The sequence below is a fragment of the [Flexibacter] sp. ATCC 35208 genome, assembly GCF_001975825.1.
Lineage (GTDB): Bacteria > Bacteroidota > Bacteroidia > Chitinophagales > Chitinophagaceae > Chitinophaga.
In genome coordinates, this window is record NZ_MTKN01000012.1 from 156,554 (window position 1) to 169,662 (window position 13,109).

Annotated in this window: 15 protein-coding genes and 1 pseudogene; 6 read left to right on the top strand and 10 right to left on the bottom strand. The window is 42.7% G+C overall.

Annotated features, from left to right (window positions below):
- The first annotated feature begins 20 nt into the window (after positions 1–20).
- The 3 genes from BW716_RS10075 (at position 21) to BW716_RS10085 (ending at position 2,251) form a co-directional block, all read left to right on the top strand.
- Positions 21–296, top strand: a complete 276-nt coding sequence (locus tag BW716_RS10075; RefSeq protein WP_083722409.1) for a PqqD family protein — start codon at positions 21–23, stop codon at positions 294–296.
- Positions 296–1,432, top strand: coding sequence for a nucleotidyltransferase family protein (locus BW716_RS10080; protein WP_083722410.1), 1,137 nt, complete (start codon positions 296–298; stop codon positions 1,430–1,432). Before BW716_RS10075 ends, BW716_RS10080 begins: the two co-directional genes overlap by 1 nt.
- 93 nt (positions 1,433–1,525) lie before the next feature.
- The gene (locus tag BW716_RS10085) at positions 1,526–2,251 is read left to right on the top strand and encodes an SDR family oxidoreductase (protein ID WP_083722411.1); all 726 of its coding nucleotides are present in this window, start codon (positions 1,526–1,528) and stop codon (positions 2,249–2,251) included.
- Positions 2,252–2,399: 148 nt separating this feature from the next.
- Here the strand turns inward: BW716_RS10085 and BW716_RS10090 are convergent, their stop codons facing one another.
- On the bottom strand, positions 2,400–3,350 hold the full coding sequence (locus BW716_RS10090) for an AraC family transcriptional regulator (protein ID WP_083722412.1): 951 nt from the start codon (positions 3,348–3,350) through the stop codon (positions 2,400–2,402).
- Positions 3,351–3,413: 63 nt separating this feature from the next.
- On the opposite strand from BW716_RS10090, the gene BW716_RS10095 reads away from it, so the two are divergent.
- Positions 3,414–4,943, top strand: coding sequence for an FAD-dependent oxidoreductase (locus BW716_RS10095; RefSeq protein WP_083722413.1), 1,530 nt, complete (start codon positions 3,414–3,416; stop codon positions 4,941–4,943).
- A gap of 11 nt (positions 4,944–4,954) precedes the next feature.
- Here BW716_RS10095 and BW716_RS10100 read toward each other — a convergent pair whose 3' ends face one another.
- The 6 genes and pseudogenes from BW716_RS10100 to BW716_RS10125 all read right to left on the bottom strand — a co-directional run bounded on the left by BW716_RS10100 (position 4,955) and on the right by BW716_RS10125 (position 9,318).
- Entirely contained in the window at positions 4,955–5,197 is a 243-nt protein-coding gene (locus BW716_RS10100) for an Atu4866 domain-containing protein (RefSeq protein WP_083722414.1), read from the bottom strand.
- A 64-nt stretch (positions 5,198–5,261) separates the two neighbouring features.
- Complete coding sequence (locus BW716_RS10105) at positions 5,262–5,750, bottom strand: SRPBCC domain-containing protein (RefSeq protein WP_235643589.1); 489 nt, start codon at positions 5,748–5,750, stop codon at positions 5,262–5,264.
- A gap of 595 nt (positions 5,751–6,345) precedes the next feature.
- Positions 6,346–6,591: pseudogene (locus tag BW716_RS10110) on the bottom strand (helix-turn-helix domain-containing protein); the annotation flags it as partial.
- The gene (locus BW716_RS10115; protein ID WP_083722415.1) at positions 6,539–7,438 is read right to left on the bottom strand and encodes an AraC family transcriptional regulator; all 900 of its coding nucleotides are present in this window, start codon (positions 7,436–7,438) and stop codon (positions 6,539–6,541) included. The pseudogene BW716_RS10110 and the gene BW716_RS10115, both read right to left, overlap by 53 nt.
- Positions 7,439–7,452: 14 nt before the next feature.
- A complete protein-coding gene (locus BW716_RS10120) occupies positions 7,453–8,394 on the bottom strand; it encodes an amidohydrolase family protein (RefSeq protein ID WP_083722416.1) in 942 nt (313 codons plus the stop codon).
- Between the two features lie 171 nt (positions 8,395–8,565).
- Positions 8,566–9,318 carry an SDR family NAD(P)-dependent oxidoreductase gene (locus BW716_RS10125; RefSeq protein WP_083722429.1) on the bottom strand — a complete coding sequence of 251 codons (753 nt, stop codon included), beginning with the start codon at positions 9,316–9,318 and terminating at the stop codon, positions 8,566–8,568.
- A gap of 107 nt (positions 9,319–9,425) precedes the next feature.
- On the opposite strand from BW716_RS10125, the gene BW716_RS10130 reads away from it, so the two are divergent.
- Together BW716_RS10130 and BW716_RS10135 are read left to right on the top strand one after the other, a co-directional pair.
- On the top strand, positions 9,426–9,776 hold the full coding sequence (locus tag BW716_RS10130; protein ID WP_083722417.1) for a helix-turn-helix domain-containing protein: 351 nt from the start codon (positions 9,426–9,428) through the stop codon (positions 9,774–9,776).
- Between the two features lie 182 nt (positions 9,777–9,958).
- Complete coding sequence (locus BW716_RS10135; protein ID WP_083722418.1) at positions 9,959–10,717, top strand: SDR family NAD(P)-dependent oxidoreductase; 759 nt, start codon at positions 9,959–9,961, stop codon at positions 10,715–10,717.
- 206 nt (positions 10,718–10,923) lie between these two features.
- Here the strand turns inward: BW716_RS10135 and BW716_RS10140 are convergent, their stop codons facing one another.
- The 3 genes from BW716_RS10140 to BW716_RS10150 are packed head-to-tail and all read right to left on the bottom strand — an operon-like array spanning position 10,924 to position 12,824.
- On the bottom strand, positions 10,924–11,829 hold the full coding sequence (locus BW716_RS10140; protein ID WP_083722419.1) for a hypothetical protein: 906 nt from the start codon (positions 11,827–11,829) through the stop codon (positions 10,924–10,926).
- Positions 11,830–11,848: 19 nt separating this feature from the next.
- Entirely contained in the window at positions 11,849–12,265 is a 417-nt protein-coding gene (locus tag BW716_RS10145) for a nucleoside deaminase (RefSeq protein ID WP_083722420.1), read from the bottom strand.
- A 19-nt stretch (positions 12,266–12,284) separates the two neighbouring features.
- A complete protein-coding gene (locus tag BW716_RS10150; RefSeq protein ID WP_083722421.1) occupies positions 12,285–12,824 on the bottom strand; it encodes a hypothetical protein in 540 nt (179 codons plus the stop codon).
- Between the last annotated feature and the right edge of the window lie 285 nt (positions 12,825–13,109).

Genomic DNA, 13,109 nt, shown 5'->3' on the forward strand with positions numbered 1-13,109 from the left:
ACATCCCAAAAATAACAGCTATGAACCAGGAAGATATAATCCGCAGAAATGATGAAAACTTTATGATCAGTCACCTGGGAGATGAAGTTGTATTAATGGACATTCAACAGGGACATTATATTAATATAAATCCGGTGGGCAGCGTGATATGGGAAAAACTGGCGGCACCTGTAACTATAAAGGATCTGATCAAATCGCTGGTAGAAGAGTTTGATATTTCTACCGCACAATGTGAAGGGGATACCCTGAAGTTTTTGCAAAAATTACGTCAGCACCATATGCTAAATATACAATAATGGAGATTGATGCAATCAGCCAAACCTATTCTCCTGAAATAGCCTGTGTCATTCTCTGTTGCAGAGTATTTATTAAAACAGCTGCCGTAACAGATCTGGAGCATTTTGTAGCGCATGGTGATATTGACTGGGAAGAAGTGTACCGGGTAGCAACTTTGCACCGGGTACGTCCTATCGTTTACAGAGTGTTGAATAATACCCATCTTCCCGAATCAACCTTAATCAGGTTTCGAAATTATTGTCATGCACTATCTGTATTTGCTTTTGAACGGCAGATAGAGTCCGCACGTATTCAGCAGGTATTGGGCCAGCAGGGAATTCCGGTAAGGATGTATAAAGGACTGGATTTTACAAAGGTAGTATATGGTGGAGATATCAGTTTGCGTGAATTCACGGATATGGATATGATGATTGCCCCCGGGCAACTATCCGCCATGGTAAACGTAATGAAGGCAGAAGGATATGTATGTAGCCAGGTTGAATATTTACGACGCTTCCCTACAGATTTTGTAACAAACAAAAAAGACATTTGTTTTTATAAGCGGAGCCCGTTGGGTCGGTTATTTGGATTTGAGTTCCACTATCGGCCCACTAATTTCATGATGGATCAATCTCTTGGATTCGATGAGTTGCTTGGGAAAGACTCCTCTCCTTTTACCCACGAGCAATATTACAGACTGATGGTGTTAAATCATGGTGCCAGTGATTATTATCCGAATCTAAGATCCCTGGTTGATATAGTCATGTTGTCTCAGGACCGGGTGATGGATGTGCCACCAAAGTTACGACGTTATGAACGCCTTGGGCAGGAATTAACTTCGCAGTTGTTGAATTGTCCGGCACCGGCGGGTACGGCGGACAGAACGCTGCTTAAATGTGCCACTCTGATTACTGAATGGCAACTGACCGCCACACCCCGTACTAATTGGGAGAGAATCTATATGCATATACGGTTTAGTCCATCTATTCTCCACAAACTCCGGTCAATGGCAAGGGCGGTGTGTTACTTCGCTTTACCCAATGAGAGGGATATTAACAACGTTCAACTACCTTCATTTAAGCTATATTATCTAGCCAAAATAATTCGATTGCTGAACATCTCCGGGAGATTTAAGAAAGTTTTTAGCTGGAGTTGATGCGAATCCGGAAAATGTACCATTAAAACCGTTGGATGTGTTCCGGCGGTAGTGGAGAGTGCGTGTAATTTTGCTACTGTTAAATCACTTATTATGAAAACAGTATTGATAACAGGAGCAAATAAGAGTATTGGTTTTGAAACGGCCAGGCAGTTATTGAAATTAGGGTATTATGTATACCTGGGGTGTCGGGATATGGAGAAGGGAGAGCAGGCAGTACACAAACTTCGCGATGAAGGATTGGATCAGGTGGAAACCTTGCTGATTGATGTAGATAATCTATCATCTATACAGGCTGCGCGAGCTAAGGTGACTAAGCTGGATGTATTAATTAATAATGCCGGTATAAGTGGAGGAATGCCCCAGAGTAGTACAAAGACGGATATCAATGTCTTCAGACAGGTATTTGAAACGAACTTCTTTGGAGTGATAGAAGTAACACAGGCGTTTATAGATCTGCTGAAACAGTCGGCTGCGCCACGTATTGTGAATGTGACATCGGGGTTAGGTTCTTTGAACTGTCAGAGTGATCCGAATTATGTACATTACCAGGTGAAGCCGGTGACGTATGTATCTTCTAAGGCAGCGATGAATGCTTATACAATTGTGTTGGCGTATGAACTAAGGGATACAGCGTTTAAGGTAAACGCGGTGGATCCTTGTTATACGGCTACGGATTTTAATAATCATAGTGGTCCGGGAACAGTGAAGGATGCAGCAGCGAGAGTGGTAAAAGCAGCGGAGTTAGGGCAGGATGGATTGACAGGGCAGTTTTTTAGTGATGATAATGCGCCGGAAACAGGGGTAAGTCCATGGTAAGATATTGTAAAGCCGTCTCGATTTTTGAGGCGGCTTTTTTAATAAGTTACTTTATAATTTTTAATACGTTTATCATAACGGGCAACTTATCAGATATAGTGTTGGGTTTACAATAACCAGGTTTCCAAAACCGGAAGATGATACGCTGTCAGGTATTAAATAATTTCCTGAAGCTATTCGGTGTGATCCCAAACTTCTTTTTAAACGCCCGCTGAAAATGTTGTGAATGCGCATACCCCAATTCATAAGCAATTTCAGAAATAGTCTTATCTGTATCCTTTATCATTTGCTGCGCCTGTTCCAACCTTAAATTCAACGCATAGTTCAATACAGACGTACCATACAATTGTTTGAACCCCGCTTTAAGTTTATACTCATTCAACTGAGCCTTATTCGCTAACTCCTCCAGCGATGGCGGCTCCTGATACGATCGGGCAAGAATACCAGCAGCATAATGCAGTTTTTCAATATCAGAAGCCCGTAACTTTATTCCGGTATGTACCCTCGGCTCATGCAGCATCGACTCCCATTGCAAACAAAACAACTCATTCACCATACTTTCAAAATAGAGCTTTTGTAGCTGGGGCTGTTTCGGAGACTCCCATAGATGGTTGAGAATATTCGCTATCCGATCAGAAAACCGGAGATCAGGTGATTCATGAAAAAGCGCCTTGCCGGATATTAATTGCTGCGCTACATGCGGGAATTCAGGTAAGTATTCATTGAATAAGGCTATCGCCCTCTCGGCAGGCATCAGGATACTGATAATCCTAAAATCCCCCTTCCCCATCAACTGGTTCACTTCCAGCGTATCAGGATTAAACAGAAAGCTATGGCTCCCCTGAGGAAGTACCCGGTTTTCATATAACCCCACCTGCGTTTGCAGGATACTCCCTTTTACCACGAATGTAAACTCTGCCCATCCCGGACTATTGTAATGCTCCCATGATGGGGTATCCGCCACAGTTATCATCTCTGAATCAGAAATGATGAAATCCGCTCCTCTATAAATTTGCAATACCCCTGTTCTGGCGTCGAATTGCCCTTCCACCCTTTTATATTCAAATGTTTTTAGCTGTTCAAGCAGATCATGGTACATTTTAATCCGTTTTGTGCACAATCACAAGAGGCGCTCCCCTGAAATTTGCATAAAAATAGAGAAATGAAACAAGATAGCACACAGGTTCTTATTGTAGGTGGTGGTATTACGGGTTTGACAGCAGCATTATTTCTGGCACAACAGGGAGTCAATTTCATTTTGATTGAAAAGCACAAAGGTACTTCCATTCATCCCCGCGCCAGAACGATCGATATCCGTACCATGGAGTTGTTCAGAGGCCTTGGATTAAGTGAGGAACTGCGTGAAGGCGGAAAAGCATTGGCACCGGCCTGGGGAATATTACGCGGTATCAACCTGGTAGAAACTCTGAACACGACAAAATCAGACATCATCGGGAATGCAAACTTTCCAAAGCAATTTGCAGCCATGAAAGCGCTGGGCGAAAAATCACCTGAAAGTGTTTGTCGCTGTACACAGGATATCAGCGAAGCCATTATCTATCAAAAGGCAAAGCACCATGATCTGCGATTTAACCATCAGCTATTGACATTCCAGCAGGATGAAAACTCAGTAGCAGCCGTAGTAAAGAACAGGGAAACGGAGGAAATATATACCATTCAGGCAAATTATATGATTGCCGCCGATGGTGCGAATAGTATGATACGTAAACAACTGGAGATCCCCCTTGCCGGTCATGGTGCCTGGATGGATCTCCTTAATATCTATTTTGAGGCTGATCTAAGCACGTTAGTACGCGGCAGGGAGTTCAGCCAGTTCTTAATAGAAACGTCTGAAATTACAGGCTTTTTGCTCGCTATAAACAATGCTGACAGGTGGACGTTCCATTTACGTTATGATCCTGAAAAAGGAGAAGTACCCGTGGATGAAATTCTCAGGAAAGTGATTGGTATTCCAGATCTGAAAATGTCTATTCTCAGCATCCTCCCCTGGCAACTTACGGTCCGGATTTCCACCCAATTGCGGGTGAATAAGATCTTCATTGCCGGAGATGCTGCTCATACCATGACACCCTATGCCGGCAAAGGTGCGAATGCAGGTATACAGGATGTACAGAATCTGGCCTGGAAACTGGCCGCTGTTTTAAAACACCAGGCAGGAGATGCATTGTTGGATACCTATCACACTGAACGCCAACCTGTAGGTGCATTCTATGCAAATCTATCAGGAGAAATGGCAGATAAAAACGGGTTGATCGATGAATCAAAGATGATGCAATATGGAGAAAAGCTATTGGGACTGCCAGATTATGCATATGACTCTACTGCTGTTGTGAGACCATCACAACTTTTCAGAGGTGAACCCGGTACCTGTATTCCCCATATGTGGCTGGAAGATGGAAGTTCCTCTCTCGACTGGGTGAAAGGACAATTTGTCTTAATAGCGAACGGACATTTTGAATACTGGCGGGCAGCAAGTAAACTATCACATATCCAGGTAAAACTGGTAGAATTACCTGCGAACGAACCATGGATGACATTAACACAGGCTACACCTACCGATGCAATATTAATAAGACCAGATGATTTTGTGGCAGCGAGATTAAACGCCTTACATCCATGTGAGCAGTTAGCGAAAACTATCAAAAAGATCTGTAGTTTGCGGAACATATAGTTCCGCAAACCTCATTTTTCCCTGTAGAAAATATACCCTCCATGATGTAAGGTATCATCATCTACAAATTTTCCGTCTGCCGTAAAACCAGTATCATCCCAATAGTCAATATGATCACCTTTGATTTCATAGCGGCCCGTATAGGCGCTTTGCCGGGTGCCGCGTGCTTCGTCATATCTGCCATTGGGTAATAATTCCTGCCTGATATATTTATCAGCAGTCATCCACATACCCAGGTATTTTTGATTTTCCATACAACAAAATTAGCCTGAGCAACGGAGTGCATTATTGCAGGACGGAAACAAATACTTACGAAATTCAAACAAGCAAATTATCCAGTGTGGCATAAGTAGACTTCATACCATCTTCCATACCCATTTCAAGGATCTGTTCCAGGTCTGCAAGTGATTTGAAAGTAAGGACACTTTGTACCAACGTCTTCTCCCCTTCTTCCGTAAATGTGATGGTCCAGTCTGCACTGGGAATGTCTGTATTGATCTTACCTTCTTCGTCACAGAAAGCATCTGAAAATGAAAGCTCCTCTTTAGGACGAATGGTTTTATACTGCGTCAATCCCCAATACACAGGGCCATTTGGCTCTGACATAGCATAATGCCAGCGTCCGCCTTCGCGGAAGTTCATTAATTTAGTCCGCATGTGCATAGGCGGGGAGGCAAACCACTGTTCCAGTAATTCACTTTTGGTATAATGGTCCCATACCTTTGCACGATCAGCTAAGAACTCACGTTTGATGGTCAGGGTATTATTACCCTTATTTGGGATGAAGTCGAACAATAAGTTATTCATGATGGGTGGATTTAATAATGGAGCCATTCGGCGCTATCTGATAGGTTCCCTGTGGCATATATTCCTTTAAATAAAGATGGACAATATATGCTTTGTCCACTACAAGATAGCGCATTCCCAAAAATTGTCCAAACTAATCAGGAACCCCATGCCTGCAATAAAGGAGGATAAAAATCTCCTTTCAGCGCACCTTCTTTGAATGCTTCGTTCACTATATTTAGTAAGAGCGATTTTGACGAACTGGTAAAAACGATCCCTAATTTACAGGTGTTTAAGGATAGACCGGATAGCAGGAGTTTTGATGCGAGTCAAAGTCGCATCTTAAGTAATATTAGTGATATGGCGGAAAAGCGGTACGGGAATTTTGTTCAGACGTATCCGGAATTAGCTCAAAGAGTACCCTTACATATGATTGCTTCTTATTTAGGATTAACGCGGGAGACGCTGAGTAGGGTCCGGAGAAATTTTCCGAAGTAGGTATTCGGTTTTCCAGTAGCGGATAAAAAAACAGGTAATTCCGCGGTTCTCTCTCCTTAGGTAAAAATGTATCAAAACTTCCTACATCTGTATAATTCCATCCGCCCTACCCTACCTAAGCGATCTCACTGACAGACAAGTTTGTAGTAGATAGTTTCTCCTTCGCCTTTTCAATTAATTTTTCATGGATGTGCTGCTGGGTATTTTGTCCTGTCAATACTTTCAGCAAGCTACTTAAATATTTCGGAGACAAATTCAGCGTCTGCGCCACATATGCCACTGTTGGTAACTCTTTGGAGCTATTGAAATAATCATTTAATAACTGCTCTAATCGTTCCAGTACCTGGTGATTTTCTTTCTCCCTCCCGAAACCTTTTCCGAAATGTCAATGCCGTCATACCCGTTTCCTTCAAAAAGATATGCGAAAAATAAGAATGATTATCAAACCCCAGCTCTCCGGCTATCTGCTTTACATTCAAATCCGTAAAGTATAACAGACGCTTAGCCTCCGTAACTACCTTGTATTTTATCCAGAATGAAACAGTGGAACCGGTTATCTTTTTCAACGCCTCATTCAGGTACGGCTCCGAAATATGAAGCATCTCAGCATAATCAGCAGGGCTTTTATATTTTATAACATTTTCGCTCAACAGTTTTTTAAACGCCATAGACAACAGCGCAGGTCTTGAATTGTCCGCTATAATTGTTGAAGACTGCTGAATAGCACTGGCAGCCATTTCAAAGAAAGTGCGCAGCAATGCATGCAACACGTTTTGTTGTAAAGCCCGTGTTTTACGATGTAAAATACCCAGCAATAAATCAAAATCCATTATCTCCTCCGGCGTTAAAGTGATCGGTTCATGTTGCCCTGCCCAGCTTTCGATCATATTCCTGCATGCAGGATCTACCAAAGCAGGATCTGCGGCCAGGTACCAACCTTTTGCCTTTTTCGATTTGATGCGATAATGTATTTGTTCCGGCAGGATATAATAAAGTGAATTAGGGCCCACCTTCTTTTCCTCAAAATCTACCACTGTAGTACCGGAACCTTCTACAATGACAAAAAATATATAGTGATCATCCCGGTGTGCACCTAAATCCGTAGATTGCCGGCGATCAGCTTCATCCTCATCCTTATCAGGGGAAAAGGGTTTCAGCACAAATCCCAGGTTGCTTCTATCCTGTAATTTACTTATTGGAACACTGTTCATACCCCAAAAATAGCCTATTTAAGTCTCAGTAATCTATCTGCGTTTCCATGTGCAATTTTGGCAATCTGTTCCGCAGGGAGCTGAATGTTGTGCAGGAAATCGATCCCCATCTGGTTCGTGCTAAAAGGGTAATCTATGGAAAACAGGATATTGTCTATACCAATAGTATCTATGGCAAGTTGGAGTTGAGGTTGTGTAAAGATACCGCTGGTGGTGATAAAGAGTTGTGCTTTGAAGGTCTCGATCAGCGAGCGTTTACCTTGTTTAAAAATACCATTCATCCTTGTCCACATCATAGGCAGCATTTCACCCATATGACCTATGATGATCTTCAGATCAGGGTATTTGTCAAAAATGCCGGCAGCAAATAGGCGGAGTATATGAATCGCTGTTTCTGAGTGCCATCCCCAGCCGTAGCAGGCAATTGCTTCATTAGGCCCGGTAGTGTCGCCAACATTGCTGTAATAGGCATCGATCACTGCCTGTGGGGGTACACCGGGGTGAATATAGAGAGGTACGTTCAGTTGCTGCGCTCTTTCGAATACAGGGGCAAACTTAGGCGCATCCAGGAACTCACCCAGAATGGTGCCCTTAATCATGGCACCCTGAAAACCATGCGTTTTTACAGTACGTTCCAGCTCATCAGCTGCTGCTGCCGGTGTGGTCATGGGGAGGAGGGCAAATGCGGTGAATGATTCCCGGTGGTCTTTCATTTTTTCAGCCAGCAGATCATTGTATTTTGTGGCAAAGGCGGGTGCTTCGCTATCAGGCAGCGCGTATACATCAGTATTTTCTACGGAGAGCACCTGCATGGCTATACCGGTTGCCCGCATGGAGCTGAGGCGTTCACCTGTAATGTCTGCCAGTTTTGCCTGCATATGCTGTGCGGCAGCGGTTGGTTTCGATATTGATAATTCCGGGAAGGAGACGTGCTCTTCTAAAGTAACTATTCTCATGTCATTGGTTTTAAATCAATGCAAAGAGAACAAAGTCTGTGCTGGATATCAATAAAGAGATTGGGGTAATGATAGCAGAATTTGGGGGAACAACCTTCGGGCCATAAGTAATGACCTTTGTGTCATGAGCAATAGCCTTCAGGCCATACAAATACCTGAAGGCTATCTATCTTAAAATCCATAAATCCCGCCAGAAACGGCCAACTTCTCTCCCGTTACCCACGCTGCCTCATCTGAAGCCAGAAACACTGCCGCCTTTGCAATATCCTCCGGCTGTCCCATACGACCCAGTGGGGTATTCGCCACTAATTTCTTTTCAAAATCACTACCAATCACTCCTGAGGTATGTGTTCCTTCTGTTTCTACAGTACCAGGTAGCAGCGAGTTGACACGAACATTCTTCCCTCCCAGTTCTTTTGACAATGCCACTGTAATAGCATCTAACGCCGCTTTTGATGCAGAATACACAGATCCTGTAGCCATAGGTGTTCTGGCCGCACCAGAGCTAACATTGATGATGTTGCCACCTTTCTCTCCAAATAGTTTCAATGCACCCTGAATGGTGAGAATAGATCCCCAAACATTGATATTGAATTGCTTATGAAAGGCCGTTGCCGTTACCTGCTCAATCGGTTCCCACTGATAAATGCCTGCATTGTTTACCAATATATCCAGTGTACCGAAAGCATGCTTTGTTTCTTCAAACAACCTGTTTACATCCGCTTCATTTGCTACGTCGGCCTGTACAGCAATAGCAGTACCGCCGTTATCTGTGATGGTTTTTACTACCTTTTCCGCTCCTTCTTTGCTGGATGCATAATTGACAACCACCTTTGCTCCTTCTGCTGCAAAATGCTTAGCAATTGCTGCGCCTATTCCCTTTGATGCGCCTGTTACGATCGCTACTTTGTTCTTTAGTTTCATTTTGTTGATCATTTAATGCTGAGATACAAAACTAGTTGATACCGGTTTATTTTGGTAATTTTGTAACTAAAAGTTACAGTAACCTGGAGGTAACAAAGTGACAAATCATGGATTGTACAAACGTAAAACGCGACCATAAAAAAGAGATGAGAGCCGTGCAGGATTCAATGGATGTGCTCAGTGGCAAATGGAAAATATCCATCCTCTCCTCTATCTGCTTTTATTCCAAAAGAAGGTTCTCGGATATATTAGCCGATATAGATGGGATTTCTAATAAAATGCTGAGCAAGGAGCTGAAAGAACTGGAATTAAATAGGCTGATCAAACGAACGGTGTTAGAGACACAACCGATCACTGTTCAATATGAATTGACTGAACATGGGCTATCGTTAAAGACGATTATCGTAAACCTGAAGGATTGGGGGATCAAACACCGGATGGAGATTATCGGGAAGTAGTGTAGGTTGGGAAACATAAAAAAATACCTGGCAAAGTAAGTGTTATCCGCATAGTCACATATGCCTATATTCCGGCAATCTTCCGGACCGATCCTTATATTTTTAAATTACTACATAAATCCCCGATTGAGCTACAATTGCCAATTCTCTTCTTTTGACCTTTGGAATATCAATTTCAAATTATGGACAACACGAAAAGAATTGCCTTAATAACAGGCGCAAATCAGGGAGTTGGTTTCCAGCTTGCAAAAGAACTGGCGGCTCATGGTCATATTGTACTTGTCGGATCCCGTAATTACCAAAACGGTGAAACAGCCGCTCAATCAATCGGAGCAGGTGCGATTCCTATCCAATTGGATGTGACGGATGCCACTTCTATTCAGGCAGCAGCCAAACGTATTGAAAGTGAGTTTGGTCGTCTTGACCTGTTGGTGAATAATGCCGCTATTTCCCGTTCAGGAAGAAATGAGATTACGCTGGAGAATTATGCAGCTAAATATGGTGTAAGCACTGTTTCTTTGGATGAGGTACGTGCCATCTGGGAGACAAATGTATTTGGTGCACTGGCGGTGTACCAGGCTATGTTGCCGCTGTTAAGGCTTTCAAAGGATGCGCGTATTGTGAATGTATCGAGTAGCGCAGGCTCTCTCACATTAAATGCGGATCCTTCTTTTCCATACCGGAAAATGTTTAGCCCGGCGTATGCAGGGTCGAAGAGCGCATTTAACATCATGGCATTGTCAATGATGATCGAGCATGAAAACGACGGTATCAAGGTGAATCTTGTATCACCTGAATTCACAAGTACAGCACTGAATAATTTTCAGGGAACAGAGACGCTCGAAGATGGATCACGTGAAGTAGTTAGAGTGGCTTTATTTGGTCCTGATGAACCAGGTGGTACATTTACCCGGTGGGGAAATACCAACATTCCGTGGTAAACTATTTATACCGGGTGCGGACTTAGCAAAGTGCAGCACCCGGTAATCGTTCAAATCCAGGTTTGGGTTGACGCCTACTGAACCTGCAGCGATCAGCCGATTATAAAATTACGTTCACTAAAAGCAGGTAGCAAAGGTGGTTCTTCATAAATTCATCCCTACTTTCCAAAAGGAAAGCGGCTACATACAAGGTTATTTTTCATCAATCAATAAGGAATTCTGGTATACGCTAATTTAATAAGTCTTGAATACGCACCTCTGGCATCTACGAATGATACAACTGCAATATCGCCATTCACGCTTTTAGTCGTACTAAAATCATACGTCTCTGTATTAATTGTTCCTCCTCTTGCCATCAGTATATCAGGATTTATATACTGATACCAGAAAGGATTGAACAAATTTAAAGGTGCATATACATTACTTTTGATAGAAAGCCAGAAAAGGAGTGAGTTATCTAAAGTACTTATATCCACCACAGTCTTATTAAAGTGAACTGCATCAGCAGAAGTAAATACATTCGTAACGGGAGGATCCGTATTGATATGTTGGTAGCTATACAAATTATAATTAACTGAGTCGATATCATTACTGAAGGAAAACACCGCTTTTGCGATCGTATCGCCGGTGTAAAAACCGGTAGAAGTGCCTCCATTTGATACAATGGTGTAAGAACTTTTTATATGACTATTAGCGTCGTAAGTGTACACGTTTTTGAGGCGAACGCTATCACCATCAAAGGAAACATCGTTAATCAGCAAGCTATCCAGCCGTTTTGAATTATTGTAATAAAGGTAATAATCCTGTTTTGATTCCCAATATAACCTGCCACCTTTAACGTTTGCAATTGTTCCATTTGCATTGTAGGTAAAGGTCCAGGTGCCAATACCGGGTGATGAATGATATGCCTGGTTTATTTTTTCAATTCTATGGTCTGCATTATAATTAACGGAAATTGTATCCGGGGCGGCAGCCAGATTGGTTTGATAATATAATGCCTGGGTGATAATGCTGACAGAATCCGGGTTGTTTTCTCCGGGGGAACCAGGCGTATCTTTTTTACAACCGGCTACAAGAAGTAACAGAATGAGTGGGCTAAGGATGAATTTCATTTTATAGGTTAAATTTAATTTATTGATTACCAGATAAGACCTCCACGAACGGTGCAGGGCCCCATTTTTTAATCACATCGGTAGTCAGCATGTTAAAAGGCTGCGCCGTACCACCCAATTCCCCGCAGTAATTGCTAAATACAACATGTGCGATTTTATAATGCCTGATCACATAAGCACAAAGAATACAAGGCTCCACATTAGAGTATAAAGAGGCTCCTTCGCATGAGCCTGAACCATGCGTATGTACAGCATCCAAAACCGCTACCACTTCGGCATGGCGGGTTACATCTTTCAGACGGCGGCTTTGTTCACTGCCTTCTCCGATTATTATTCCATCCTTTACTATGACACAACCTACCGCGCTCTCTCCTACCCCGGCGGCTATTTGCGCGAGTTCCAGACAGCGATTCAAATAAAAGGCATGATCTTCCATACCCAAATATACATATTCACTATTCTAATCTCACTTCCCTCACGGTTTCATTTCCGGGCAGATCTACCGCCACTACGACGACCTTGCCACCGGGTGGCAGGTTCGCTATCTTATAATGCCAATCCACGCCATTTCGGCCTAAAACAGCCTTTCCTCTTTCGAGTATGCTGCCGGCAGCATCAACTACACGAATATCTATAGATGCTACCCTAAATTCATCTTTCGCAGTCACTACCACAGTCTCTTCTTCGAACCGGATATTTTGAATCTCCGGAGCCTTATAAGCATCCTTCACCGCCATATTATAAGCATTCTGCCCCGGGCCTGCCAGCGACTTATAATAAGCCTTCAGTTCAGGATCCTGCAGGATCGCTATAGCATAAGCTGCCGCTATTTTCATCTTATACCGGGCTTCCAGCTGCTTTTTAGTCGGCTTTTTCTTTGACGGACCACGTTTCTTGGCAATGATAATCTGGTCATTCCTTTCGTAAATCGTGAATTGATCGCCGAGGCTGCCCCGGACGGCATAAAGAAGTAAATTGTCTTTTACTAGAGCCATAACAAACACTTTTGGGGTTATAAGATCAAATATAAAGATAAGTCTGGTTATATAGTGCAACTATAGCACTAAATGAGTACTAATACATCATTAAAAGGGCACCTCAATATCGATTTGATATTAAGATGCCCTTTTAATGTACTTATGATGCCCTTATAGCAGTATAGTTGCACTATAGCTCTAAAGGCGATTCCGCCTTTAGAGGCAAACAATGCGCTAATTTGTAAATTGGAAATAGAAATGTATAGACCTCTAAATATTATTCCTGAAGTTGTTTATACTTTT